Below are 23,692 nucleotides of genomic sequence, written 5' to 3'. Positions count from 1 at the left end.
TTGGCTACCAAGAACCTTACATGGATGGTGGCGGGAACGCGTCATTGCATGCCGTGGGCAAATCCGTGCGTCCGCCCCGCCATCCGAAACGCCAGGTCCGGGCACAGCTGCAGCCAGTGGGCACGCCTGACGCAACGCTTAGTGGCTCCTCAGGGACGCACCAAGACGCAGCACGCTGCCTGCGGCCCCGAACGCCGTGTTCCGGGCCACGAAGCCGCGCCGCATCATGGCCAGCCTGCCCATCCGGCGCGACATGGCCGCCATGCGCTGCGTCTTGGTCCGCCGCTGGTGGTCGTACGCCGCCAGCCCGTCCGCCACGGTGGCCGCGTTCCCAAGGCAGCGCCCAAGCGCAGCTCCGTCAACGAGCGCTTCACAGGCCCCCCTCCCCAGGAACGGCGCCATGGAGTGGGCGGCATCTCCGACCAGGACGGTGTTGCCGCTGGCGTAGGAGGGAAGCGGCGGGGCCTCAAACAATTCGTGGTGCAGGATGGACTCTTCCTCGATCCGCTCCAGCACTTCCGTGACCCCCGAGCGCCAGGACCCGAATACGTCCCGCAAGTGCTGGCGGTGGGGAGGTTTAAACGTCCCCCCGGCATCCAGGCAGGCGTACCAATTACTGGAATCCGGACCGGCGGGCGTAATGCCGAACATCGCTCCGGGCGCCCACGTTTCCCCGTAGCTGGAAACCGTTCCGTCCACGGTGCCGCGCCACACCACGGCCCCGAGCGGACGTGCCGTGAACTGCGCGCCAAAAACAGTCAGCCGGGTGTCGCTGAATGTGCCGTCCGCACCCACCACAAGGTCGACGCCGGCGAGGCCCCGCTGGTCCTCGACCTTATGGCCAAAGTGGACGTCGACGCCGTCGGCCAGGATGGAAAGCAGTGTGGGCCGGGATACCAGGCACAGGCCCCCATCCCTTCTCATGGAGACCAGGGTCCTTCCGCCGGGCGTGCGCAGGCCGGCGGTCCCGGTCTCCGACACGCGGGTGGCGGCTCCGCGTACCTTGTCTCCCACGCCCATTTCATCAAGTGCGCCCAGCGCCTCAGGCCACATGCCCAGCGCCGTGCCGGTTCGCGGAAGCGCCGGGGACCGCTCGTACACGGCCACGCTCCAGCCCTGCTGTGTCAGGGCCCGGGCCGCAGCCAGCCCTCCGACTCCACTGCCGACGACAACTGCATTTCCCTTCATAGGGACGAGCCTACGCCCGGGAAGCATCCAGTTCGACTGCCGGGCCGCGGGGCCATATGGGCTCACTTGCACCAAAACGTCTGCGCCCCGATGTCTGAGGTGCAACAATTCCATGGCAGGTCAACCAAGGAGAATGTCATGGAAACCAGTACGGACCGGATGGAGCGCGAGATCCACATCGCCGCCACCGCCGCCGGGGTGTGGACGCTTGCCAGCCGCCCGGGCTGGCGGATCAACGATGGCGAGGTGGTGGACCACGCCTTGACCCTGCCAGCGACGTCAATGTCGTCACCCACCCGGTGCACGGCACCTTCCGCATCAAGACGGTGGCCCTCGATGCACCCCGGCATGCGGCATTCCGCTGGGTGGGCGACCAAGACGGCGCAGCCACCACTTTGGTCGAATTCTGGATCGAGGGCGCAGCCTCCGGCGTAACGCTTCGCGTGGCGGAGAGCGGCTTCCGCTCGCTGGGCGTCAACGAGGACGAGCTGCGGAAGCACGTCGAAGGGAATGCCGAGGGGTGGAGGATCGAGCTGGACGCGGCCCGCTCGTGGGCGCTGGAGTCATGATGCCACGCTCGACGGCGGAGGTGTTCGCCGCCGTGGGCGGCTCCCACCGGCGACAGCTGCTCGTCATGTTGGCCCGCGACGGCGCCGCATCGGCATCCTCGCCGGCACCGTCATTGAACGTCTCACGGCAGTCCGTGGACCGCCACCTGCGCATACTGTCCGGCGCCCGCTGCGGAAGCAGATAGGGCCGGCCGGTCCTACCTATTCAGCGCGTTGCGGCGCACCCAGCCGATGACCCCGGTGGCCACGAACAGGATGATCCCGACGATGGCCAGCCAGACAAGGCCCTTGATGACGAATCCCAGGATGGCAAGGATGACCCAAATGACAAGGAGAACGACTATTAATCCAATCATTGGCCCAAGCTACACCCCCGGGTGGCGAATGCCCAGCACACAGTCGTGTCGGGCATGTCCACACGCACAAAGCGGCCGAAACGGGGGCCTTAAACAAACGTGGGGCAGTGCCCACGTGGACACTGCCCCAGGTTGGTGCGGTCGGGCTGACAGGATTTGAACCTGCGACCCCTTGACCCCCAGTCAAGTGCGCTACCAAGCTGCGCTACAGCCCGAAAGTCCAGCGTCCGGGAGGCATCTCCCGTGGCCGAACCACCTGAAAAAGCTTACCCCATAAAACGCGCTGGGATGACCATTCCCGCTGTGACGGGGATCTCGGATCTCGACAAGCCCCATCACCGGTGGACAGGCCCGATCACCGGCGGTCAATGTCCGCCGCCGGTTCCCGCCAGACTCCACCAGCGTGTTATTTCTTGCGGCTGCGCTTTTCCCGCACCCGCATGCTGACCTCAATGGGCGTGCCTTCGAAGCCGAACGTCTCGCGCAGGCGGCGGGTGATGAATCGGCGGTATCCAGGGTCCAGGAATCCGGTGGTGAACAGCACGAACTTCGGCGGGCGGCTGGAGGCCTGGGTGCCGAAGAGGATGCGCGGCTGCTTGCCGCCGCGGACGGGATGCGGGTGTTCGGAGACCAACTCGCCCAGGAAGGCATTGAGGCGCCCGGTGGGAATGCGGCGGTCCCAGTTTTCCAGGGCCAGGTCCAGGGCCGGCACCAGCCTGTCCTTGTGCCAGCCCGTCTTGGCCGAGATGTTCACGCGCGGCGCCCAATCCACGTGCGCCAGATCCTGGTCGATTTCGCGTTCCAGGTACTTGCGGCGTTCGTCGTCCAGCAGGTCCCACTTGTTGAAGGCCAGCACCAGGGCGCGGCCGGACTCGATGGCGAGCTGCAGAATGCGCACGTCCTGCTCGCTGAGGATCTCGTCGACGGCCAGCAGCACCACGGCCACCTCGGCCTTTTCCAGTGCCGTCTGCGTGCGCAGGGAGGCGTAGAAGTCGGCGCCCTGGGCCATGTGCTGGCGCCGGCGGATGCCGGCCGTGTCCACAAAGCGCCAGGTGCGGTCCCCGAGCTCGATGAGTTCATCGACGGGGTCGCGCGTGGTGCCGGCAACGTTGTCGACCACGACCCGGTCGGTGCCGGCCAGCTTGTTCAGCAGCGAGGACTTGCCGACGTTGGGCCGTCCGATCAGCGCAATGCGCCGGGGGCCGCCGGTGCGCTCCACGCCGGCGACGGCGGAGAACTCGGGCAGCACGTCCATGACCTTGTCCAGCATGTCCGCCACGCCTCGTCCGTGGACGGCGGAAACCGGGTACGGCTCCCCCAGGCCCAAGCCCCACAGCGTGGCGGCCTCGGCTTCCTGGACCATGTCGTCGACCTTGTTGCCGACCAGGATGACGGGCTTCTTGGACCGGCGGAGCATGCGCACAATGGCTTCGTCGGACGCGGTGATGCCCACCATCGCGTCCACCACCAGCAGCACGGCGTCGGCCATTTCCACGGCGACTTCGGCCTGCTCGGCCACGCGCAGGTGGATGCCGCGGGCGTCGCGTTCCCAGCCTCCGGTGTCCACGAGCGTGAAATTGCGCCCGTTCCAGTGCGCCGTGTACTGCACGCGGTCGCGCGTCACGCCGGGGGTGTCCTCCACCACGGCCTCGCGACGGCCCAGGATGCGGTTGACGAGCGTGGACTTGCCCACGTTCGGGCGTCCCACGATGGCCAGGACGGGGTCCTGGCGCAGGGCATCCTCGGAGGTGCCGTCGTCGAACCCGCCGGCCAGCAGCGCCGCGTCCTCGTCCTCAAGGTCATAGTTCGCCAGCCCGGCCAGGAGCCCTGCGGCGCGGGCCTCGGCGTCCTCGTCGGTGATTTCCGCCAGCCTCTCGGCAACATGGTCCTCACCCGTGGGCACGTAGTCCTGGTGGCCAAGCTCACCCTCGCCGGGGGTCGTGGCAGACGTGGAGTCGCTCATGGTTGCTGTCCTTTGTGCTTTGAAGGTAGGTGGTCATCCGCAGGCAGTTCCTGCCCGGTGGCGGCTACGGCGGACTGTATGTGTCCGGCCAGCAGGTGTTGGATTCTTTCGGTCGCCCTGTCCATTGAAACACGGCCGGAAACCCCGCTCTCACGGACAATCCGCAGCGGCTCCCCAAACACCACGTGCAGACGGCGGCGCGGCCTGGGAATGGTGTTGCGAGGTTCCCGCCCCACCCGTGTGCCCAAAATGGCGACAGGCACGACGGCGGCGCCCGAGTTGAGAGCCAGCCAGGCCACCCCGCCGTTCACGTGGGCGGCGTCGCCGATCCCCCGGGTGCCTTCGGGCAGGATGCCCACACAGCCGCCGCGCTCCAGCACATCCTTGGCGAACTGCAGGGCCTGGCGGTCGCCGGCGCGGTCCACGGGGATCTGCCCCGAGGTGTCCAGGACCCAGCCGAGGAAGCCCTTGAACATCTCGTGCGCGACCATCACGTGCATGTGCCGGCTGGCGGCGCCGACCATGACCGGTCCGTCCAGGAAGCTCAGGTGGTTGGCGGCAAAGATCACCGGTCCATGGGCGGGAATGTTTTCACGGCCGGCCACGGCGGTGCGGTAGACCACGTGGTCCAGCACCCGCCCCACCGGACGGCTCCAAAGCGTCTTCCAGCGGGGAGGGGCCGCAGCCAGGCTCCGGAGCTGACCGCCCGCTGCCCCTTTCTGGCGGCTCATGCAGCGGGGCCCTCGTTCACGGAGAGCCGCACCACGTTGATCACGGCGTCCACGGTTTCCTCAAAGTCCAGCGCGGAGGAGTCCACGGTGTACACGCCGTCGGCGGCGCGCTGGAAGTCCACCACGGTGGAATCCTTCGCGTCCCGGCCCACCACTTGTTCGTGCAGCTGGGCCCGGGTCTGGGTGCTGCCGAGCTGGAGTCCGCGGCGGCGCATCCGCGCTTCCTCGCTGGCCGTGAGAATCAGCCGGGCCTCGGCGTGCGGCGCCACGACGGTGGTGATGTCACGACCCTCCACCACGATGCGGCTGTTGCACCGGGTGATGGCTTCCTGTTGGCGGCGCACCAGTTCTCGGCGTGCGCCGAGGTTGGTGGCCACGGCGCTGACGGCCTTGGAAATTTCCGGTTCTCGAATGGCATCGGTGACATTGATGCCGTTGACCCGCACGAACTCGCCATCCGGGGTCAGGCTCTGCTCAATCTTCAAGGTGCGGGCGGCGGCCTCGACGGCGGCGGCGTTCTCGAGGTTGATGCGCCCGTTCAGGCAGTGCCAGGTGACCGCCCGGTACATGGCCCCCGTGTCCAGGAAAGCCAGGCCCAGCCGGCGCGCCACGGCCTTGCTGACGCTCGACTTGCCGGAGCCGGAGGGTCCGTCCACGGCCACCACCAGGGGCTTGCCCAGGCGGATCCGCTCCGGGACCACCGGTTCGGGAAAAGTCACAAACATGTCCGTCACAGAATTACCTTCCATCCACGCTCCGTCAGGTCCTCCACCAAGCGTGCGCGCTTGGACGGCAGCACCGAAATCTCCACCATGCCCACCTGCAGCCCGGCCGAATGGTCCATGCGCAGGTCCTCCACGTTGACGCCGATGTGGCCAATCTCCGTCAGCAGCCTGGCAATCTGACCGGGCCTGTCATCGACCAGCACCGTGAGCCAGGTGTACTGCTGCGCCGGCCCGCCGTGCTTGCCGGGAATACGGGTCTGCCCGGCGTTCCCCTCCGCCATCAGCTGGGCCAGGTCCAGCCGCGCACCCGGCGCGGTCGGGGCGCGCAGCGTGTTGATCAGCCGGTCCAGGTCCGCCCGGACGCCCTGCATGATCTCCAGCAGCTTGGGCGCATTGGCGCCGAGGATCTGCACCCACAGGGCGGGGTCGCTCGCGGCGATCCGGGTCACGTCGCGCAGGCCGTTGCCGGCCAGCGAGAGCGCATGCGGCGGCGTTTCCTGCAGCCGGCTGGCCACGAGCGAGCTCATGACCTGCGGCAGGTGGCTGACCAGGGCCACGGCGGCGTCGTGCTCGTCCGGGGTGAAGCGGAACACGACGGCGTTGAGGTCGATCGCCAGGGAGTGCGCCACCTTCACGGCATGCTTCGAACTGACTTCCGACGGGCACAGCACCCAGGGCATGGAGTTAAACAGCTCGCCGAGCGCGGCCACCGGCCCGGACTTCTCCCGCCCGGCCATGGGGTGCGTACCCACGTAGCGCTCCAGCATGCCCTTGTCCGGGCCCAGGATGCCAACAAGTTCCGTGGCCACGGCCACCTTGACGCTGGCAATGTCAACCACGACGGCGGCCGCGTACGTTTGCAGGGCACCCGCCACCACCGCCGCGGTGACGTCGGGCGGCGCCGCCACGACCACCAGCTCCGGACTGAGGACCTCGGCCGCGTTAAAGGCGCGGCCGGCGCCGATGTCCACGGCGACGGCCTCCGCCGACGGCGACGGGTCGGAGACGACCACGTCGATGCCGTGGGCGCGCAGGCCAAGCCCGATGCTGGCACCGAGCAGCCCGCTGCCCAGGATCAGGACAGGCCCCGTCAAATGCGTTGGATTCATCCCTTGGCCTACATCCCCACTTCTGCGAGCAGGTGGCCCACCTCGTGGCGGCCCAGGATGCGGATGCTGCCCTGGCGCTGGTCTCCCAGCGCAATCGGGCCGAACTTGACGCGGACCAGGCGCTCCACCGGGTAGCCCACCGCGTCAAACATGCGCCGGACAATGCGGTTCTTGCCGGAGTGCAGCACCACCTCGGCCAGCACGTGGCCAGGGGTGGAGTCGACCAGGCGGAAGGAGTCAACCTTCGCCCAGCCGTCCTCGAGTTCCACGCCGTCCTTCAGCTGGGCGCCGACGCCGTGCGCCATAGGTCCGCGGACCTGGACCAGGTACGTCTTCTCCACCCCGTATTTGGGGTGGCTGAGGCGGTTGGAAAGCTCGCCGTCGTTGGTCAGGAGCAGCAGGCCCTCGGTGTTCGTGTCGAGGCGGCCCACGTGGAACAGGCGCTCACGCGTCTGGCGCTTCTTCAGGAAGTCGGAGACGCAGGGGCGCCCCTCGGGGTCGTCCATGGTGGACACCACACCCTTGGGCTTGTTGAACACCATGTAGATCATGGATTCATTGGTCTGGATGGTCATGCCGTCCACGGCGATTTCCGCCGTTTCCGGGTCCACGCGCAGCCCCAGCTGGGTGACGGTGACGCCGTCGACCTGGACGCGGCCTTCCAGGATCATGTCCTCGCACAGGCGGCGGGAGGCGACCCCGGCCATGGCCATGACCTTCTGCAGGCGGACGCCTTCCGCATTGTGGATGTCGACGTCGTCCGTGGTGCGCTCGGGGCGGCGGTTCTGTTCGGTGGGACGGTTTTTGACCGGGCCAAGGTTGCGCCCGTACTGGTCGTTCTTAAAGGGGCGGGCGCCCGTCTGCGACGGCTTGCGGTTTCCGGATCCGGTGCGGGCCGCGGCGCGCGCGCCAAACGTGCTGGCGCCGGAGGCGGCGCCGCCCTTGGGGCCGCCAAACTTGCCGCCGGACCGGGGGGCTCCGGACTTGGGCGCGCCGGGCTGGGACGCGCCTGCGCCCTTGTAGCCGCCCGACTTCGGGGCGCCGGACTTGGGGGCGCCTGCGCCCTTGTAGCCGCCCGACTTGGGCGCGCCGGACTTGGGGGCGCCGGAGCGGGGATTGCCGCCTCGCGGCTGGTGCTGCCCGGACGAACTCCCGGAACGGGGCGACGGTGTCATTGGTATGTCCTTAATGCTTCTTTAGTTGTGTAGCTGTACGTGGGTGTCCCTGGACGGTTCAGGTGCGGTGCATTGGGGCAGGCCGTCATGGTACGGGCCTGGGTTGACGGGGAGGGCCTAGAGGCTGGCCTCATCAAAATCATGAAGGTTTTCCAGCCCTGGCAGGTGCTGTGCGATTTGCGGCAACTCGTCCACGCTCCCAATCCCCAACCGTTCCAAAAAGTACGCTGTGGTGCGGTACAGGAATGCCCCTGACACCGGATCGGTGCCCACTTCCTCAATCAAGCCACGCTGTGCCAGCGTCCTCACCACCGAGTCCACGTTCACGCCACGGATGGCGGAAACGCGGGCCCGCGAGACCGGCTGGCGGTAAGCGATCACCGCCAAGGTCTCCAAGGCCGCCTGCGTGAGCCGGGCCGTTTGGCCGTCCACAACAAACTGTGACACGATCCCGGAATATGCGGCCCGTGAATAAACACGCCATCCCCCGGCAAGTTGCCGCAGTTCAAAGCCGCGCACCGGTAGGGTGCCACCATCCCTAGTATAGCCGTCATACTCCCGCGCCAGTTCGTGCAGCAGCTCACGTACCTGGGCCGTGGGCAGGCCCACCACGGCGGCCAGCTGTTCCTCCGCTACGGGCTCGTCCACCACCATCAGCACTGCCTCGAGTGCCCCGCGGGCACCGCCGGGGCCGGGTGTGTACTCGGCGGGACCGGCCGCCGCCTCGGCGGGGCCCGATTCCCCCGCCGGATTTCCGTCCGCCGCGGTCCCGGGCCGCAGGTCTTCAGTGCTCATGGTGCGCCCCTTGGTGCCGGCCGTCGTGGACGTCGTGGCCGGCGTCGTGGTCACTGTGGTTGTCTGCGTTCTGGGCCGCATGCTCGCGGCCGTCTTCGTCATCAAAATCGCTGTCCGTCAGCAGGCTGCGCCGGGCGCCTGCGCTCCAGTGCACCAGCAGCTCCCCCAGCGGGCTGGCCTGGTCGAAGGAAATGACGGCGTCGCGAAAAAGCTCCAGCAGGGCCAGGAACCGGGCAATGACCACCATATTGTTTTCAGCGTCGGCGCTCAGGGCACGAAAGGAGAGGGGACGCCCGGTCCACCCGTCGCCGGCGGGATCATCGGGGCCCGGCATGCCCTCGGTCAGCATGGAGGTGATGATCGCGGCCTGTTCACGGACGCTGACCGGGGCAATGTGCAGGTGGGCCAACCCCACTTCCGTGGGTGCGGCCTCCCTGGGCTCCATGGCCCTGGCGGCGAGTTCGGCGAACTGCTCCGGGGGGTGGCGCCAGACCAGTTCCGGCAAAAGCGCGGCAAAGTGCGGTTCCAGGCCGGCCATCCGCGGGTATCGCATGGCCTCGCGGTCCAGCTCGGCGCCCAGCAGGAAGGCGACCTCCTTGAAGGCCTTGTATTGCAAAAGCCTGGCGAACAGGAGGTCACGGGCCTCCAAAAGGGCCAGGTCGTCGTCGTTCTCCACCTCGCCGGCGGGCAGCAGCCGGGCGGCCTTCAGGTCCAGGAGGGTGGCGGCGAGGACCAGGAATTCGCTCGCCTCGTCCAGCGCCCATTCCCCGCCCGGCACCTGCAGCGCCTTGAGGTAGGCGATGAACTCGTCCGTGACAGTGGCGATCGCCACATCCGTGATGTCCAGCTCATGTTTGGAAATCAGTCCCAGCAGCAGGTCGAAGGGGCCGGTGAAATTCTCCAGCCGAACCTGGAAGCGTGCCTTGCCTGGCGGAGGTCCCTCCTGCGGCCTCTGTGCGGCAGCGCCGTCCACGTCAGCCGGGATCCCCGCGGCGCCATCCCGGCGGTCCAGGGTTTTGCTGTCCAGTTTAGGGTGCGCCGCCACGGGCGATCAGCTCTTTGGCCAGGCGGCGGTAGGAGTCGGCGCCCTGGTGGTTGCTCGCGAAGGACGTGATGGGTTCGGCGGCCACGGACGCGTCGGCGAACTTGATGGTGCGCTTGATGACGGTCTCGAAGACCTTGTCGCCAAAGGCCTCCACCAGGCGGGCCAGGACTTCGCGGCCGTGCAGGGTGCGGGCGTCGTACATGGTGGCCAGGACGCCGTCGACCTGCAGCCGCGGATTCAGCCGGTCGGTGACCTTGTCGATGGTTTCAACCAGCAGGGCAACGGCCCGCAGGGCAAAGAATTCGCAGATCAGCGGGATGATGACGCCGTGCGCGGCGGTGAGCGCGTTGACGGTCAGCAGGCCCAGGGAAGGCTGGCAGTCGATCAGGACCACGTCGTAGTCGTCCTCGACCTTGCGCAGGGCGCTGGCCAGGACCTGTTCGCGCGCCACCTCGTTGACCAGCTGGACCTCCGCCGCGGAGAGGTCGATGTTGGCCGGGAGGATGTCGATGTTCTCGATCTCGGTCTTCAGGATGGCGTCGCGGATGTCCACCTTGCGGTCCATCAGCACGTTGTACACGGTGATGTCCAGCTCATGCGGGTTCGTCCCGAGTCCCGCGGACAGCGCGCCCTGCGGGTCAAAGTCCACCAGCAGGACCCGGCGACCAGCCTCGGCCAGGGCGGCACCGAGGTTGATGGTCGACGTCGTCTTGCCCACCCCGCCTTTTTGGTTCACCATGGCGATGACGCGGGCTGGGCCGTGGGACGTGAGGACGGGAGGCTCGGGGAAATCGGTCACGGGCCGTCCGGTGGGTCCCAAAACGTCTTCGCCCGCAAGTGCCGTTGCACCCTGCTCGTTGCTCACCTGTCAGTCCACACTTTCGCCGCTTTGCTGATTCACTTCCAAGTTGATTCACAACCAACTTGATTCACTGGTGGCTTCCCGCTGCCACCCACTACGTTACCGGGTGGGCGGGGCAAGTTTTGGACATTTGCGTGCTTTGCCTTTTGAGCCTTGACCCTCAAGTTGAGGCTGAATGTTCAGCGGCGAGCCTATACTTCGAATTGATGAGCAACGCTAAAAAACCTTCCTCGAAAAGTTCCGAACGACGCAAGGACGTGGTCCGGGCCGAAAAGCTGCAGGCAGGCTACGGCACCACCGCAGTCTGCGGCGTGGTCAGCTTCAGCCTCCACGCCGGACAGGCCCTGGCCCTGGTGGGGCCCAACGGCGCCGGCAAGTCCACGGTGGTGAAAACGGTGGTCGGCCAGCTTGAGGCGGTCTCCGGCACCGCGCTGATCAACGGCGCCACGGTGGATGACAGGACCCTGGATTTCCGGCGCGAAGTTGCCGTGGTGTTCGACGACGACGCCTTCTTCCCCGCGCTGACGGTGGAGGAACACCTGGCCATCGTCTCGGCCGGGCATGGCGTGCACGACGTCGAGGACGTGATCGCCGCCGAACTGGACTTCTTCGGGCTCGGCCGGCTGGCCAAGTCCCGGCCCTACAACCTTTCGTCCGGGCAGCGCCGCCGCATGCTCCTGGCCTCCGCATTTGTCCGGCCCCGCTCGCTGCTGGTCCTGGACGAGCCGGAACAACGGCTCGACACCGGCATGCGGCACCGGCTCGCCGAACGCCTGCGGGCCGAGGTGGACAACGGCCTGGCACTGCTGGTGGTCACCCACGACCCCGACTTCCTTTCCACCGTGGCCACCAAGGCCCTGTTCATCGCGGACACCATCCACGCCATGACGCCGTCCCAGGCCGCGGTGGCCATCTCCTCCGAGAACCCCCACGTTGACTAGCGCCATGTCCATGGAAACCAGCGACCGGTTCAGCGCCCGGGAAATCAGGCAATACACGTTCCGGGCCGGCCTCAGCCGCACAGAGGGCGGCGTCATGGAGCTTGTCTCGGAGGCCTACACCTTCGTGCTGGGCGGGCTGACCCTGCTCACCATGGCGGGCGCCATCATCGTGGGCCTGCGCAACAGCCTCGGCGTGGGGCATGAATCGGCGCTGACCGCCACGGTGATCGCGCCGGGGTTCCACTCGGTGACCCTGCTCCAGGCCAGCGCCACCGTGCTGCTCACGCTCGCCGCGGCCCTGCTGTCCGTTGAGATGACCGTGGGTCCCATCACCATGACGCTGCCGCAGACGGCGTGGTGGCTGGGACTGCCGGTCAGGCGCCGCGGCTTCATCCAGCCCGGCTTCCTGAAGTCCCTGATCTGGCCCGCGGCTGCGGGCGTCGTCGTGATGGTGCCGGTGGCGCTGGGCATGTCCTCCTCGCCGTCGCCGGGCCGCATTGCCCTTTCCGTGCTGTGCGGGGTCGGGCTCGGCTGGCTGCTCTACGGGATCGCGGCGTGGTGCCAAATCACCAACTCCGGGTCCTGGCTAAAGGTGCTGACCGGGGTCGTGACACTGGTGGCCCCGCTGACGCTTGTCGCCACAGCGCTTTATAACAACACGGCCGGGGCCGGGGCAATCACGGGCGCGCAAACGGCCTGGCTCGAATACCTGCCCACGAGCTGGCCGCTTTTGGTCGCCGGCGGCGCCCTGTGGCCGCTGGTGTTGGTGGTCATTGCCGTGGTGTTGCTGGCCGCCGTCTACTGGAACCTTGAGCGGATCACGACGGCGAAGCTGAAGGAGGGTGCCGCGGCGGGCGCCTACGTCGCCGGCTCCCTGATGTCCATGGACGCCTCGGAACTTTCGCGCTCCCTGGGCGGTGGCCGCACCTCGGGAAAGTCCAAGGTGCGGCTGCCGCTCGTCTTCCACGGCGGCACGGTGTTTTCGCGAAGCGTCAAGACGCTCCTGAGCACCCATGCCACCATGGCGTTGCGGTCCCCCATGTCGCTGCTTCGCGTCCTGGTGCTGGCAGCCATTCCGGCCAGCCTGGCCGCGGTGCAGTTCCTGGGCAACTCCGTCCTGATTGCCGTGGTGCTGTACTTCTGCGCCCACTTCGCGGCCACGTCGCTGGGGGCCACGGCCCGGTTTGCCAACGGCAACCCGGCCGTGGACATGCTCATGCCGCTGCCCGCCCGGATAGTCCGCCGCGTCCACTACGTGCTGCCGGCCGTCGGCATGGCGGTGTGGGCGCTGGTGTGCTTTGGGCTGCTGCTCGCGCTGGGGGTCGGCTCACCGTCCCTGCTGGTGCTGGCCGTGCTGGCCGGGCCCGGGCTGGGCGCGGCCACCCTTCGCGCCGCGTTCCGCCCGGCCCCGGACTGGAACATGCCGGCCGTCGCCACGGCGTCCGGCCCCATTCCCACCGGCGCGGTGCGGGCTCTGCTGGTGGGCCCGGACCTGACGCTGATTTCGCTGCTGCCGGTGCTGATCTGCCTGATCTCCGGCGGCGTTCCCGTCATTGCGTTCCCCGCGCAGCTGGGGCTGACACTGCTCGCCTACGCGTGGGGTACCCGCGTGCGCAAGCCAAAGTCGGCGAAGTCGGGCGGCATATTCGGCCTGCCGCCGGCCCCTGTGGCCAAGTAGCCGGACCCTTCACCCGGGCCGCGGCACAACCCGGTGCCGGACAGTCGGCACAGATGTGCGGCGACCGGGCGGTGCGCCAGGTCCGGCATGAACCGGGCGCATGCGAAGGGGGCCGGACGGCGCAGGCCAGGTCCCGGCGTCGTACATCAACGAACCGGCGGCAAAACAAAAGCGGGCGGCCCCCTCAAGGAGGAAGCCGCCCGCTTTGACGCGTGAACTTTGACCCAGGACTCCTTAGACCGAGACGGGCACGCGCTCGTCGTCGCGCGAAGGCAGCGCCGCGGCGTCAGGTTCCGAGGCATGGCCGTCCGGCTCCAGGGACAGCTCGTCGAAGGGGCTGCGGCCGGAGAGCACTTCGCGGGCCTGGTCGAGGTCCAGCTCGTGCGTCCACTTGCCCACCAGCAGGGCGGCAACAGCATTGCCGGTGAAGTTGGTGAGGGCGCGGCACTCGGACATGAACTTGTCGATGCCCACAATCACGCCCATGCCGTCGAGCAGGACAGGCTTGTGCGCCTGAAGTCCCGCGGCGAGCGTGGCCAGGCCGGCGCCCGTGACTCCGGCGGCGCCCTTGGAGGCGATCACCATGAACACCAGCAGGCCGATCTGCTCGCCGAGGTTCATGGGCATTCCCATGGCGGTGGAGATGAACAGCGAGCTCATGGTCAAGTAGATGGCGGTGCCGTCAAGGTTGAAGGAGTAGCCGGTGGGGACGGTGATGCCGACCACGGGCTTGGAGACGCCCACGTGCTCCATCTTGGCGATGAGGCGCGGCAGGGCGGATTCGGAGGAGGAGGTGGCGAAGATCAGCAGGTATTCGCGGGCCAGGTAGCGCATCAGGGCGAAGATGTTCAGCCCGGTGACCAGACGCAGGATGGAGCCGAGGATGACCACGATGAACAGGGCGCAGGTCAGGTAGAACGCACCCATGAGGATCGCCATGGAGCCGATGGCGGCCCAGCCGGTGGCGCCGACCACGGCGGCGATGGCACCGAACGCGCCGACCGGGGCCACCCACATGATCATCATCATGAGCTTGAAGACCACCTTTTGGATGTTCTTCACCGCGTTGAGCACGGGCTCGCCGGCCTTGCCGAGGGACTGGAGCGCAAAGCCGACCAGCAGCGCCAGGACCAAGGTGGGCAGCACGGGGATGTCGCCGGGGATCAAGTCCAGCAGGAACTTCACCGTGGCGTTGTCCGCGGATGCGGCGGCCGTCTTGTACGGCTGCAGGTGCAGGCCGGCGCCGGGGTGGACGATGTTGCCGACCACCAGGCCGATCGCGAGCGCCACGGTGGACATCACCATGAAGTACACCAGGGCCAGCCCGCCCACCTTGCCGACGGTGGCCGCCTTGGCGATGGAGCCTACGCCCAGCACGATGGTGCAGAAGATGATGGGCGCGATGACCATCTTGATCAGGGCGATGAACATGGTGCCCAGCGGGGCAAGCGACTTGCCGACGCCTGGGGCCAGGAGCCCAATTGCCGCACCGAGGACCACGGCCGCGATGACAGCGACGTAGAGCCAGTGGGTCTTGTCCATTTTGCGCCGTGCGGGCTTTGCCATCGTGGCTGTCCCTCCGCGTTGAGAGCTCATGTCACTCCTTGTGATCTTCGGTGATTAGCATTGGTAGGTGTGGCGTGCGATCCGCCTCACACAACAGTGCCCGCTGAAGTGACTAATCTCACCGTTGCGTTCATATTGGTCGCACGAAAGGTTTGCCCATGTCTTCGCGCTTCTGGCGTGGCTGGAGCATTGCCGGGAGGCTGTTCACCGCCAACCTGCTCTTTGTGCTGCTGCTGACCGCCGGCGTGTCCGCCGTGATGGTGTCCGACGCCGGCTCCCGCACCTATGAGCAGACCCGCCAGCGCATGCTGTCCGTCGCCACGGCGCTGGCCGACTCCCCCATGGTGCTTTCGGCCGCGGAGGGACCCAACCCGTCTGCGGCGCTGCAGCCCTACGCCGTCGCGGTCATGCATGACGCCGGCGTGGACTTCATCACCGTCATGGACCCGCAGGGCATCCGCTGGACCCACCCCAACCCGGCGGAAATCGGGAAGCCGTACGTGGGGTCCATCGCGCAGGCGCAGGCCGGACACACGTATTTTGAGACCACGGCGGGAACGCTGGGCCCCTCCGTCCGCGTCATCGTGCCCATCAAGGACACGGCCGGCGCGGTCGTGGGCATGGTGGCCGCCGGCGTGACGGTCAGCAACGTCGAGGTGCTGGTGGCGGCACGGCTCCCGGATGTGCTGGGGCTGGCGGCGGCGCTCCTGTTGGCCGGTTCGCTGGCCTCCTGGCTCCTGGGCCGCTACCTCAAGCGGGTGACGCTCGGCTGGGGCCCGGAGGAGCTGGCGCAGCTGTTTGCCTACTATGAATCCGTGCTCCACTCCGTGCGGGAGGGACTGGTCCTGGTGGACACGCGCGGCTCCATGGTCCTCTACAACGACCACGCCGCCCTGCTGCTGGGCATGGACGCCCCCGCGGGGAATCCGGCCGCAAGGTCGGCTGAAGGTCCGGCCGAAAGGTCTGATGGAGGTCCGTCCGGACGTTCGACGCCAGGTGTCCGGCCCGGGCGCGCGGGCCGCCGTCCGGCGTCCGGTCGGGCGACGCCCGCCGCTCCGCGGCTGGAGTCGCTGGCACTCCCCGAATCGTTAAAGGAGCTGCTGCGCAGCGGGCGCACCGCCACCGACGAGGTCCACCTCGCCGGCGACCGTCTCCTGGTGGTCAGCCAACGCCCGGCCCGGGCCCCGGGCAGCAATGCCGCAGCCGGCACGGTGGCAACGCTGCGGGACCACACCGAGCTGACCGCGCTGGCAGGCAGCCTCAGCAGCACCCAGACCCTCGTCGAGGCACTGCGGTCCCAAACACACGAGCACGCGAACCGACTCCATGCCATCATTTCCCTGATCGAGCTGGACCGGGCCCGGGAAGCCCTGGACTTTGCCACGGCGGACCTCTCCGACACGGTCCGGCTGGGCGGCGAGTTTGTGGGCACCCTGGACGAGCCGTTCCTGGCAGCGCTGCTGGTGGGCAAGGGCGCGCAGGCGGACGAGCGCGGCGTGAAGCTGGAACTCAGCGGCTCCGGCACCCTCCCGCCCGGCCGGCTTGACGCACGGGAACTCGTGACACTGCTGGGCAACCTGGTGGACAACGCCATCGACGCGGCGGCCGGCCACTCCGGGGACGCGACCGTCTGGGCCGACCTGCTGGTGGCCGACGGCACGCTCACCATCACCGTGGCGGACAACGGCCCCGGCCTGCCCACCACCGACCTGGACCTGCTGGGCAGGATCGGCACCACCGAAAAAACGTCCGTGGCCCCCGGCGGCCGCGGCTACGGGATAGCCTTGATCCGCCGCGCCACCGCCGCCCTGGGGGGCACGCTCACGGCCGACAACGACGGCGGCGCCGTCATGACCGCCGTCGTGCCCCTGACCACCACTGACACCGCCGCCGAGACCAAGGAAAAAACATGATCGGATCCCCACCCATCCGGGTGCTGGTGGTGGACGATGAACCCGTCGCGCTCGCCGCCCATGCCGAGTATGTGCGGCGCCTTGAGGGCTTCGAGGTGGCCGCGACCGCGGGCGGAATGGGCGCCGCGCTGGCCGTCCTGAACGATCCCGCAACCCGGCCCATCGAGCTGATGCTGCTGGACATGAACTTGACCGACGGGCACGGCCTGGACCTGCTGCGGCGCGTCCACGGACTCGGGCTGGTGCCGGACGTCGTGGCCATCACGGCCGTGCAGGAAATCCACGTGGTGCGCTCGGCCATCGCCCTGGGCATCACGGCCTACCTGATCAAGCCGTTCACGTTTGCGGCGTTCCGGGAGAAAATGGAGAGCTACCGCGGCTACCACTACGCCCTGGCGGACCGGACGCACACCAGCCAGGATGCGATTGACAGCGCCCTGTCCACGTTGCGGCCGCGAGGGAGGCTCCAGCTGCCCAAGGGGATGCTGCCCGAAACGCTCAGGGCCGTGGCCGACTGGCTGCGGATCCAAGGCCGTGCCGCCTCCGCCACCGAAGTTGCCGCCGGGCTGGCGATGTCCCGCGTCACGGCCCGCCGCTACCTAGACCACTTGGTGGAAACCGGCTCCGCGGCGAAGGCACCGCGCCACGGATCGCCCGGCCGGCCGGAACTGGAATACAGCTGGCTCCGCGCCCGTTGAAGTTCGAGATCGCCACCTCCCCCACCGTTGAAGTTCGAGATCACCACCTCCCCCACCGTTGAAGTTCGAGATCACCACCTCCCCCACCGTTGAAGTTCGAGATCACCACCTCCCCCACCGTTGAAGTTCGAGATCACCACCTCCCCCACTGCGGGGTAGTAATCTTGACTTCTTCGGGTTCAACTGCGGGCTGTGGATAACTTAAAAAACGAAACGGAATTCGGGCCAGACTGGAGCCATGACCAACGCCCAGCCCCTGCCTGAATGGTTGCGTGGACGATCGTTCACCTTGGGAGAGTCCGACGAGTGCGGTCTTAGCCGACGGCGCGCGGCGGGCCGTGACCTGCATACGCCCAGCCGCGGCATCCGCGTGCCGTGGGGAGTCCAGCAGGACTTGGCTGATCGCGTCCGCCCGCTTTTGGCGCTGACGCCGGGTGGAATCGCAAGCCATAGCACTGCTGCGCTTCTGTGGGGAATCCCGCTTCCGCCTTGGTTGGCGGGCAGCTTTGACATCCACATTTCCAAGGCCGCCTCGAGCGATCCACCGTGGCGGGCGGGCGTCACGGGACATCACACGAGGTTCAAGCCGGGCGAAGTGGCCCGGCATCGGGGGACGGATGTGACGTCGCCACTGCGGACGTGGCTGGATTTGGCCGGAATGCTCGAACTCGATGATCTCGTCGCCGCCGGCGATTTCCTCGTCTGCGAACATGACCGGATCTTCGGTCCCAAACGAGCGGCCCTTGTAGAGCTCGTCACGCTGCGGCAAACGGTCAAACTCGAGTTCCGGCGAAGGGGAATCGTCAAGGCCCGCGAAGCCGCCGACCTGATCAGGTCAGGCGCCGATTCGCCCCCGGAAACGAGACTTCGCCTCGCACTGGAGCGTGCAGGCATCCCTCCCCTCGTACTTAACCACGTTGTTAAGGATGCTGCCGGAAATCACGTCTCGTGGCCGGACTTGGCGCTGCCGGAATGGAAGACGGCCCTTGAATACGACGGCGAGCACCATCTGGGAGTGAAACAGCAGGCCACCGATGACGCCCGCAACCGCCTGATGGCCTCGCTAGGCTGGACGCAACTAAGAATCACCAAGGACATGCTGGATGACAATGAGGGAAAAGCCGCCATCGCGCTGGTGCGCCGGGCCCTTCACGCCCGCGGCTGGGCTGGCCCACTCCACTGAGGCGTCGTTATCTCGAACCTCAGCGGCGGGGGCGGTCAGACGGCGGAGAAGGCCACCACGCAGTTTTGACCGCCAAAGCCGAACGCGTTGGTCACAGCGTGCCGGACCGACATGGCGCGGGCCTCGTTCGGCACATAGTCGAGATCGCATTCCGGGTCCGCGTCCGTGTAATTGATGGTGGGCGGCACCGCGGCATCGGCGATGGCGCGGACGCAGACCAGCGCACCGAGCGCGCCTGCCGCCCCGATCAGGTGCCCTGTCATGGACTTGGGCGCCGTGACCGCGAGCGCGGCGGCCTGCGCGCCAAAGGCCTGGTGGATGGCGGCGGTTTCCGTTTTGTCGTTGGCCTTCGTGGACGTGCCGTGGGCGCAGACCAGTTCGACGTCGGACGGGTCCAGCCGCGCCTTGTCCAGCGCCTTCGTGATGGCCCGGGCAGCGTAGGTCCCGCCCGGCTCGGGGGCCACGATGTGGAAGGCGTCGGCCGTCATCGCACCCCCGGCGACTTCCGCGTACGCCCGGGCGCCGCGGGCGCGGGCGTCGGAGAGGCGTTCCAGGGTGAACACGACGGCCCCTTCGCCAAACACAAAACCGTTGCGGCCTGCGTCGAACGGGCGCGACGCGCACTGCGGGCAGTCATTGCTGGTGGACAGTCCGCGCATGGCGGTGAGGCCGGCGAACATGACGGGGGTGATGGCGGCGTCGGCCCCGCCGGCCACCACCACGTCCGCGTCGCCGTCCAGCAGCAGCCGCCGGGCCTCCAGCAGCGCATGCGTGCCGCTGGCGCAGGCCAGCGCGCTGGCGTTGACCCAGCCGTGCACGCCGAGATCGATCGCCACCTCGCACGCGGCCATGTTGGTCAGCGACGACGCCACAAAGCTGGGGCTGACGTACCGGGCCCCGCGCGCGCCCAGCACGTGCACGGCCTCCTCGATCTCCGGGAAGCCGGATACCGCGCTGTTAATGACGACGGCGGCCTCCATCCCTTCCAGCGTGGGCCCGAGCCCGGCGTCCGCCAGGGCCTCGCGGGCGGCGGCGATGGCCAGCTGGGTGCAGCGCGAGGACCGGTTGAGCCGCTTGACCGGCAACAGCGCGGATGGGTCGAAGCCCTTGACTTCCGCCGCGATGCTGGTGGTGAACCCCGTGGCGTCAAAGGCGGTGATGGTGCGGACGCCGCTGCGCCCGGCAAGCAGCGCCTCCCAGGTGGCCGGCGCCGTGTTGCCCAGCGGGGTGAGCGCGCCGATGCCCGTGACAACCACCCGTTCCGAGGCCTCGCGGACCTTCACCGCTGCTCCCCGCGGCCGCCGTTTCGTGCCGCGGGTTCCACGAACAGCCCGGCCGCGCGGTCGCCCACGGCCTGTTCGGCAAGCCGGTAGTGGATCTTCTTCCCGGTGGCCGTCACGGGAACGGAGTCAACGAAGGCATACGCGCGGGGCCGTTTGAAGTCGGACAGCGCCGGGCTGGCCAGGCAGTGCCGGTCCAGCTCGTCGGCGGTGACGGCGCCGCCCCCCGCGGGCACGCCGTCCGCCGCAGCCGGCGCGTCGCGGCGGACCACGTACGCCACGACCTTGGCGCCCCAGTGGTCGTCGGGCAGCCCCACCACCACGCTGTCCTGCACCCCCGGGTGGGAGCCGAGCACCTCCTCCACCTGGACGGGGTGGATGTTTTCGCCGCCGGAAATGATCATGTCGTCCTTGCGTCCCACAATGGTGATGAACCCGTCGTCGTCCCACGTGCCCAGGTCGCCGGAGTAGAGCCAGTTGTGCACGAACTTTTCTTCGTTGACCTCAGGCAGGTTGGCGTAGTTGAAGCCGGACTTGGGCGTGCGCATGATGATCTCGCCCTGCTCGGTGTTGTCCCGGGCCGCCAGTTCGTGCGGTTCGGCGCGCCGGTCCGGGAAGATCCTGACGATTGCGACGTCGTCGTCGGTGCAGGCGCGGCCGGCCGTGCCCGCATGTTCGGGAAGGTCCTCCGGGCGCAGGAACGTGTTCCAGAATGCCTCGGTGGTGCCGTAGCCGTTGAAGATTCGCGGGGTGAGCAGGTCCTGGTAACGCAGCACGGCGGCCTTGGTCAGCGGCGCCCCCATCGTGACGATGCCGCGCAGCCCGGACAGGTCCCGGGGGTTCCTTTCCTGCTCGTCGGCGAGCATGCCCAGCGAGACCGGCGCCCCGATCAGGAACGTCAGGCCGTATTTGCCCACCCAGTCGAGCACGGTGGCTGGGTCGAAGGCGCGCATCGGCACCACCGAGCCGCCCACGTAGAACAGCGGGTTCGGCCCGCCGGAGTACAGCCCGCCGCGGTGGAACCAGGGCGTCATGTTCAGCGTCCTGTCCTGCGGGGTGAGCGGGAAGTGCATGATGACGTCGTGGGCGCTCATGACCTCCACGATCGAAGGCAGCGAGACCCCTTTGGGCAGGCCGGTGGTCCCGGAGGTGTACAGCCGGGTCGTTTCCTCATACGTCGAGGCCGGGCCGCGCCGCCGCGGCGGGGTTTCCGGTGCGGCTGCCACGACGTCGGCGAAGTCACGCACCCGGTCCGGGAGTCCGGCGTCGTCCGTCTTCCCCACGGACAGCACGACGGCGGATGAGCCTGCCGCTTCCACCCCGGCGAGCGCCGCGCCCGCCACGGCGGCGTCGACGATGAAGACCGAGGGATCGCTGTCGCGCAGGATGAGCGCGGTCTCGCCGGAGGACAGACGGTAGTTCAGGGGTATGCCGACGGCGCCGAGGCGCTGGGTGGCCAGGTAGAGCCAGGCGAATTCAACAGAATTGAACAGCTGGTATGCCACGTGGCTGCCCTCCCCCACGCCCAGGCCCGCGAGCGCGGCCGCGACCTTGTCGACGTCCGCGTCAAGCTCGGCGTAGGTCCAGTCGCGGCCCGCCACGGGGTCCACGATGGCCACCCGGCCGCCGAACCTGCCCACATTGCGGCGGAAGCCGGCGTTGTAGGTGAAATCGTGTTCGAAGTAGTCCTTGAAGCGGCTCGCGTCGTACGCCATGGAATGTCCCCTTCGCCGGGCCCTGCCGCGGGTGCGGCGGGCATCGCAGTGTCGCCGGCCGCCGGCACCATCGCCGCGGTGGCCTTGATATGCACCCTACTCTGGCGCGCCGGGGCGTCAAGGGGCGGTCCTGGAGCGGTGGTCATCTCCAACCTCAACGGCCCGAGCGGTGGTCATCTCCAACCTCAACGGGGGCAAGGATCGGGACCAGCGCGTCGATGACGGCCGGGTCCTCGATGGTGGAGGGCACGGTATAGGCGTCCCCGTCGGCAATCTGGCGCATGGTCTTGCGCAGGATCTTCCCGGAGCGGGTCTTGGGGAGCGCGTCCACGATGGTGGCGTTCTTGAAGTCGGCCACCGGCCCAATCTCCCGGCGCACCAGGGCCACAAGCTCCGCCTGCAGCGAGTCGGGCTCGATCGACACCCCGCTCTTGAGCACCACGAAGCCCACGGCCTTCTGCCCCTTGAGGGCGTCCGCCACCCCGATCACCGCGCATTCGGCCACGGCCGGGTGCTTGCCCACCACCTGTTCAATGGCGCCGGTGGAGAGGCGGTGCCCGGCCACGTTGATGACGTCGTCGGTGCGGCCCATGACAAACACGTAGCCGTCCTCATCCACGTAGCCGGAGTCGCCGGTGGCGTAGCAGCCCTCAAACGCGCTGAGGTAGGAGTCCACGTAGCGCTGGTCGTCGCCCCACAGGGTGGTCAGCGTGCCCGGCGGCAGCGGCAGCCGCAGCACGATGTTGCCTTCGTGCCCCGCGGCCACGGGCTCCCCCAGGCCGTCCACGACGCGCAGGTCGTAGCCGGGCATGGGCAGCGTGGGCGAGCCCGCCTTGATCGGCAGCGGCTGGAGCCCGCGCGGGTTGCCCACGATCCCCCAGCCGGTCTCGGTCTGCCACCAGTGGTCCACCACGGGCACCCCTAGCACCTTGGTGGCCCAGTGGTAGGTGTCGGTGTCCAGGCGCTCCCCGGCGGTGAACAGCGTCTGGAGGTGCCCGACGTCGTACTTCCCCAGCAAGGCTGCCTCCGGGTCCATCTTGCGGATGGCGCGGAGGGCGGTGGGCGCGGTGAACAGGGCCTTGACCCCGTGCTGGGAAATGACACGCCAGAACGCCCCGGCGTCGGGGGTGCCCACGGGCTTGCCCTCGTACATGAGCGTCGTGGCGCCGGCCAGCAGCGGCCCGTACACAATGTAGGAATGCCCCACCACCCAGCCCACGTCCGACGCCGTCCACCACACGTCGCCGGCGTGGATGTCGTAGAGGTTCGCCATGGTCCACAGAAGTGCGACGGCGTGCCCCCCGTTGTCGCGGACCACCCCCTTGGGCGTCCCCGTGGTCCCGGAGGTGTACAGGATGTACAGCGGGTCGGTGGCCTTCACGGGGACGGGCGCCGCCGGCCGGGCCGATGCCAGCGCGGCGTCCCAGTCCACCTGGTTCCAGTCCAGGTCGCCCGGGTCCGTGGCAAAGCCGTCGCGGTGCTTGACGATGACGGGCAGCTCCGGTGCGCCCGCCGTGGCCAGGGCCTCATGGACGGTGGGCAGGTATTCCACGTGGCGGTTCGGTTCCAGGCCGCCCGAGGTGGTCACCACCACCTTCGGCGCGGCGTCCCTGATGCGCACGGCCAGCTCGTTGGCCGCAAATCCGCCGAACACCACCGAGTGGACCGCGCCCAGACGGGCCGCGGCCAGCATGGCGATGGCCGCCTCGGGAATCATGGGCAGGTAGATGACCACGCGGTCTCCCCTGCCCACCCCCTGGGCGCGGAGCACCCCGGCGAAGGCGGCCACGGCGGCCGCCAGCTCGCTGTAGGTGTAGGAGGTCACGCGCCCCAGCATGGCCGAATCGTGGATGAGGGCCACCTGGTCTCCCCGGCCGGCCGCCACGTGCCTGTCCACGGCGTTGAAGGAGGTGTTGAGCTCGCCGTCCGGGAACCAGCGGCTGATCGGGGCGTCCGCCCCGCTGTAGGCCCGCGTGGGTTCGACATCCCAGTCCAGGGCCCGTGCCGCGTCGAGCCAAAACCCCTCCGGGTCCTGCAGGCTGCGCCGGTATTCGTCGGTGTACTTACGGCCGTTCCGGGACATGGCGTCCTCCATCCGCGTTGATGTGATGCCTGTCATGCTAGCGGGTGGCGGTGGATAGAGGCAAGGATTTTGTATACACAATTCCTGCTTTGTTGGAATTTCTTGCGGATCGCTACC

General features: G+C 68.3%; 22 protein-coding genes and 1 tRNA gene. 7 read left to right on the top strand and 16 right to left on the bottom strand.

Features of this window, described 5'->3' with window-relative positions; translation table 11 throughout:
- Positions 1 to 138 precede the first annotated feature (138 nt).
- Together DMB86_RS08970 and DMB86_RS20965 are read right to left on the bottom strand one after the other, a co-directional pair.
- Positions 139 to 1,188 carry an FAD-dependent monooxygenase gene (locus DMB86_RS08970; protein ID WP_171814433.1) on the bottom strand — a complete coding sequence of 350 codons (1,050 nt, stop codon included), beginning with the start codon at positions 1,186 to 1,188 and terminating at the stop codon, positions 139 to 141.
- Between the two features lie 62 nt (positions 1,189 to 1,250).
- Entirely contained in the window at positions 1,251 to 1,484 is a 234-nt protein-coding gene (locus DMB86_RS20965) for a hypothetical protein (protein WP_227878678.1), read from the bottom strand.
- Between the two features lie 3 nt (positions 1,485 to 1,487).
- Here DMB86_RS20965 and DMB86_RS20960 point away from each other — a divergent pair, with 3 nt between their 5' ends.
- Complete coding sequence (locus tag DMB86_RS20960) at positions 1,488 to 1,757, top strand: SRPBCC family protein (protein ID WP_227878677.1); 270 nt, start codon at positions 1,488 to 1,490, stop codon at positions 1,755 to 1,757.
- Complete coding sequence (locus DMB86_RS08960; protein ID WP_129545504.1) at positions 1,754 to 1,942, top strand: hypothetical protein; 189 nt, start codon at positions 1,754 to 1,756, stop codon at positions 1,940 to 1,942. The genes DMB86_RS20960 and DMB86_RS08960 overlap by 4 nt, the downstream gene beginning before the upstream one ends.
- 12 nt (positions 1,943 to 1,954) lie before the next feature.
- Here the strand turns inward: DMB86_RS08960 and DMB86_RS20580 are convergent, their stop codons facing one another.
- From DMB86_RS20580 to DMB86_RS08915, 10 genes are all read right to left on the bottom strand, one after another.
- Positions 1,955 to 2,113, bottom strand: coding sequence for a hypothetical protein (locus DMB86_RS20580; RefSeq protein ID WP_171814311.1), 159 nt, complete (start codon positions 2,111 to 2,113; stop codon positions 1,955 to 1,957).
- A gap of 141 nt (positions 2,114 to 2,254) precedes the next feature.
- A tRNA-Pro gene (locus tag DMB86_RS08955) sits at positions 2,255 to 2,328 on the bottom strand.
- A 191-nt stretch (positions 2,329 to 2,519) separates the two neighbouring features.
- Complete coding sequence (gene der, locus DMB86_RS08950) at positions 2,520 to 4,076, bottom strand: ribosome biogenesis GTPase Der (RefSeq protein ID WP_113717463.1); 1,557 nt, start codon at positions 4,074 to 4,076, stop codon at positions 2,520 to 2,522.
- Positions 4,073 to 4,807: a lysophospholipid acyltransferase family protein gene (locus tag DMB86_RS08945; protein ID WP_113717462.1), complete on the bottom strand. Its 735-nt coding sequence runs from the start codon at positions 4,805 to 4,807 to the stop codon at positions 4,073 to 4,075. Before DMB86_RS08945 ends, der begins: the two co-directional genes overlap by 4 nt.
- A complete protein-coding gene (cmk, locus tag DMB86_RS08940) occupies positions 4,804 to 5,532 on the bottom strand; it encodes a (d)CMP kinase (RefSeq protein ID WP_113719437.1) in 729 nt (242 codons plus the stop codon). Before cmk ends, DMB86_RS08945 begins: the two co-directional genes overlap by 4 nt.
- Positions 5,533 to 5,537: 5 nt before the next feature.
- Positions 5,538 to 6,641 (bottom strand): prephenate dehydrogenase, encoded by a 1,104-nt coding sequence (locus DMB86_RS08935; protein ID WP_113717461.1) that lies wholly within the window; start codon positions 6,639 to 6,641, stop codon positions 5,538 to 5,540.
- An 8-nt stretch (positions 6,642 to 6,649) separates the two neighbouring features.
- Entirely contained in the window at positions 6,650 to 7,816 is a 1,167-nt protein-coding gene (locus DMB86_RS08930) for a pseudouridine synthase (RefSeq protein WP_113717460.1), read from the bottom strand.
- Positions 7,817 to 7,933: 117 nt separating this feature from the next.
- Positions 7,934 to 8,611, bottom strand: coding sequence for an SMC-Scp complex subunit ScpB (gene scpB / locus DMB86_RS08925; RefSeq protein WP_113719436.1), 678 nt, complete (start codon positions 8,609 to 8,611; stop codon positions 7,934 to 7,936).
- Entirely contained in the window at positions 8,601 to 9,596 is a 996-nt protein-coding gene (locus DMB86_RS08920; protein ID WP_171814596.1) for a segregation and condensation protein A, read from the bottom strand. The genes scpB and DMB86_RS08920 overlap by 11 nt, the downstream gene beginning before the upstream one ends.
- A 43-nt stretch (positions 9,597 to 9,639) precedes the next feature.
- A complete protein-coding gene (locus tag DMB86_RS08915; protein WP_113717459.1) occupies positions 9,640 to 10,521 on the bottom strand; it encodes a ParA family protein in 882 nt (293 codons plus the stop codon).
- 203 nt (positions 10,522 to 10,724) lie between these two features.
- Between DMB86_RS08915 and DMB86_RS08910 the strand changes: the two genes are divergently transcribed.
- Positions 10,725 to 11,459 carry an ABC transporter ATP-binding protein gene (locus DMB86_RS08910; RefSeq protein WP_113717458.1) on the top strand — a complete coding sequence of 245 codons (735 nt, stop codon included), beginning with the start codon at positions 10,725 to 10,727 and terminating at the stop codon, positions 11,457 to 11,459.
- Between the two features lie 4 nt (positions 11,460 to 11,463).
- Complete coding sequence (locus DMB86_RS08905) at positions 11,464 to 13,137, top strand: DUF6297 family protein (RefSeq protein WP_113717457.1); 1,674 nt, start codon at positions 11,464 to 11,466, stop codon at positions 13,135 to 13,137.
- Between the two features lie 234 nt (positions 13,138 to 13,371).
- On the opposite strand, the gene DMB86_RS08900 is transcribed toward DMB86_RS08905, so the two are convergent.
- Entirely contained in the window at positions 13,372 to 14,733 is a 1,362-nt protein-coding gene (locus DMB86_RS08900) for a cation:dicarboxylate symporter family transporter (protein WP_113717456.1), read from the bottom strand.
- Between the two features lie 128 nt (positions 14,734 to 14,861).
- Between DMB86_RS08900 and DMB86_RS08895 the strand changes: the two genes are divergently transcribed.
- The 3 genes from DMB86_RS08895 to DMB86_RS08885 all read left to right on the top strand — a co-directional run bounded on the left by DMB86_RS08895 (position 14,862) and on the right by DMB86_RS08885 (position 18,497).
- Positions 14,862 to 16,616 (top strand): ATP-binding protein, encoded by a 1,755-nt coding sequence (locus tag DMB86_RS08895; protein ID WP_113717455.1) that lies wholly within the window; start codon positions 14,862 to 14,864, stop codon positions 16,614 to 16,616.
- Positions 16,613 to 17,314: a response regulator gene (locus tag DMB86_RS08890; RefSeq protein WP_113717454.1), complete on the top strand. Its 702-nt coding sequence runs from the start codon at positions 16,613 to 16,615 to the stop codon at positions 17,312 to 17,314. Before DMB86_RS08895 ends, DMB86_RS08890 begins: the two co-directional genes overlap by 4 nt.
- 238 nt (positions 17,315 to 17,552) lie before the next feature.
- Positions 17,553 to 18,497, top strand: coding sequence for an endonuclease domain-containing protein (locus DMB86_RS08885; RefSeq protein WP_113717453.1), 945 nt, complete (start codon positions 17,553 to 17,555; stop codon positions 18,495 to 18,497).
- A 35-nt stretch (positions 18,498 to 18,532) separates the two neighbouring features.
- Here DMB86_RS08885 and DMB86_RS08880 read toward each other — a convergent pair whose 3' ends face one another.
- The 3 genes from DMB86_RS08880 to DMB86_RS08870 all read right to left on the bottom strand — a co-directional run bounded on the left by DMB86_RS08880 (position 18,533) and on the right by DMB86_RS08870 (position 23,575).
- The gene (locus tag DMB86_RS08880; protein WP_171814431.1) at positions 18,533 to 19,780 is read right to left on the bottom strand and encodes a beta-ketoacyl-[acyl-carrier-protein] synthase family protein; all 1,248 of its coding nucleotides are present in this window, start codon (positions 19,778 to 19,780) and stop codon (positions 18,533 to 18,535) included.
- On the bottom strand, positions 19,777 to 21,492 hold the full coding sequence (locus tag DMB86_RS08875; protein WP_113717452.1) for a class I adenylate-forming enzyme family protein: 1,716 nt from the start codon (positions 21,490 to 21,492) through the stop codon (positions 19,777 to 19,779). Before DMB86_RS08875 ends, DMB86_RS08880 begins: the two co-directional genes overlap by 4 nt.
- Before the next feature lie 154 nt (positions 21,493 to 21,646).
- Entirely contained in the window at positions 21,647 to 23,575 is a 1,929-nt protein-coding gene (locus DMB86_RS08870; protein WP_171814430.1) for an AMP-binding protein, read from the bottom strand.
- Between the last annotated feature and the right edge of the window lie 117 nt (positions 23,576 to 23,692).

The sequence above is a fragment of the Arthrobacter dokdonellae genome (assembly GCF_003268655.1).
Lineage (GTDB): Bacteria > Actinomycetota > Actinomycetes > Actinomycetales > Micrococcaceae > Specibacter > Specibacter dokdonellae.
This window is presented reverse-complemented; position numbering and strand designations above follow the sequence as displayed.

Bases quoted from the DNA above. Each gene is read 5' to 3' on its own strand.
- DMB86_RS08970 (WP_171814433.1), bottom strand. From the start codon at position 1,188: ATGAAGGGAAATGCAGTTGTCGTCGGCAGTGGAGTCGGAGGGCTGGCT.
- DMB86_RS08960 (WP_129545504.1), top strand. From the start codon at position 1,754: ATGATGCCACGCTCGACGGCGGAGGTGTTCGCCGCCGTGGGCGGCTCC.
- DMB86_RS20580 (WP_171814311.1), bottom strand. From the start codon at position 2,113: ATGATTGGATTAATAGTCGTTCTCCTTGTCATTTGGGTCATCCTTGCC.
- der (WP_113717463.1), bottom strand. From the start codon at position 4,076: ATGAGCGACTCCACGTCTGCCACGACCCCCGGCGAGGGTGAGCTTGGC.
- DMB86_RS08945 (WP_113717462.1), bottom strand. From the start codon at position 4,807: ATGAGCCGCCAGAAAGGGGCAGCGGGCGGTCAGCTCCGGAGCCTGGCT.
- cmk (WP_113719437.1), bottom strand. From the start codon at position 5,532: ATGTTTGTGACTTTTCCCGAACCGGTGGTCCCGGAGCGGATCCGCCTG.
- DMB86_RS08935 (WP_113717461.1), bottom strand. From the start codon at position 6,641: ATGAATCCAACGCATTTGACGGGGCCTGTCCTGATCCTGGGCAGCGGG.
- DMB86_RS08930 (WP_113717460.1), bottom strand. From the start codon at position 7,816: ATGACACCGTCGCCCCGTTCCGGGAGTTCGTCCGGGCAGCACCAGCCG.
- scpB (WP_113719436.1), bottom strand. From the start codon at position 8,611: ATGAGCACTGAAGACCTGCGGCCCGGGACCGCGGCGGACGGAAATCCG.
- DMB86_RS08910 (WP_113717458.1), top strand. From the start codon at position 10,725: ATGAGCAACGCTAAAAAACCTTCCTCGAAAAGTTCCGAACGACGCAAG.
- DMB86_RS08905 (WP_113717457.1), top strand. From the start codon at position 11,464: ATGTCCATGGAAACCAGCGACCGGTTCAGCGCCCGGGAAATCAGGCAA.
- DMB86_RS08900 (WP_113717456.1), bottom strand. From the start codon at position 14,733: ATGAGCTCTCAACGCGGAGGGACAGCCACGATGGCAAAGCCCGCACGG.
- DMB86_RS08895 (WP_113717455.1), top strand. From the start codon at position 14,862: ATGTCTTCGCGCTTCTGGCGTGGCTGGAGCATTGCCGGGAGGCTGTTC.
- DMB86_RS08890 (WP_113717454.1), top strand. From the start codon at position 16,613: ATGATCGGATCCCCACCCATCCGGGTGCTGGTGGTGGACGATGAACCC.
- DMB86_RS08885 (WP_113717453.1), top strand. From the start codon at position 17,553: ATGACCAACGCCCAGCCCCTGCCTGAATGGTTGCGTGGACGATCGTTC.
- DMB86_RS08875 (WP_113717452.1), bottom strand. From the start codon at position 21,492: ATGGCGTACGACGCGAGCCGCTTCAAGGACTACTTCGAACACGATTTC.
- DMB86_RS08870 (WP_171814430.1), bottom strand. From the start codon at position 23,575: ATGTCCCGGAACGGCCGTAAGTACACCGACGAATACCGGCGCAGCCTG.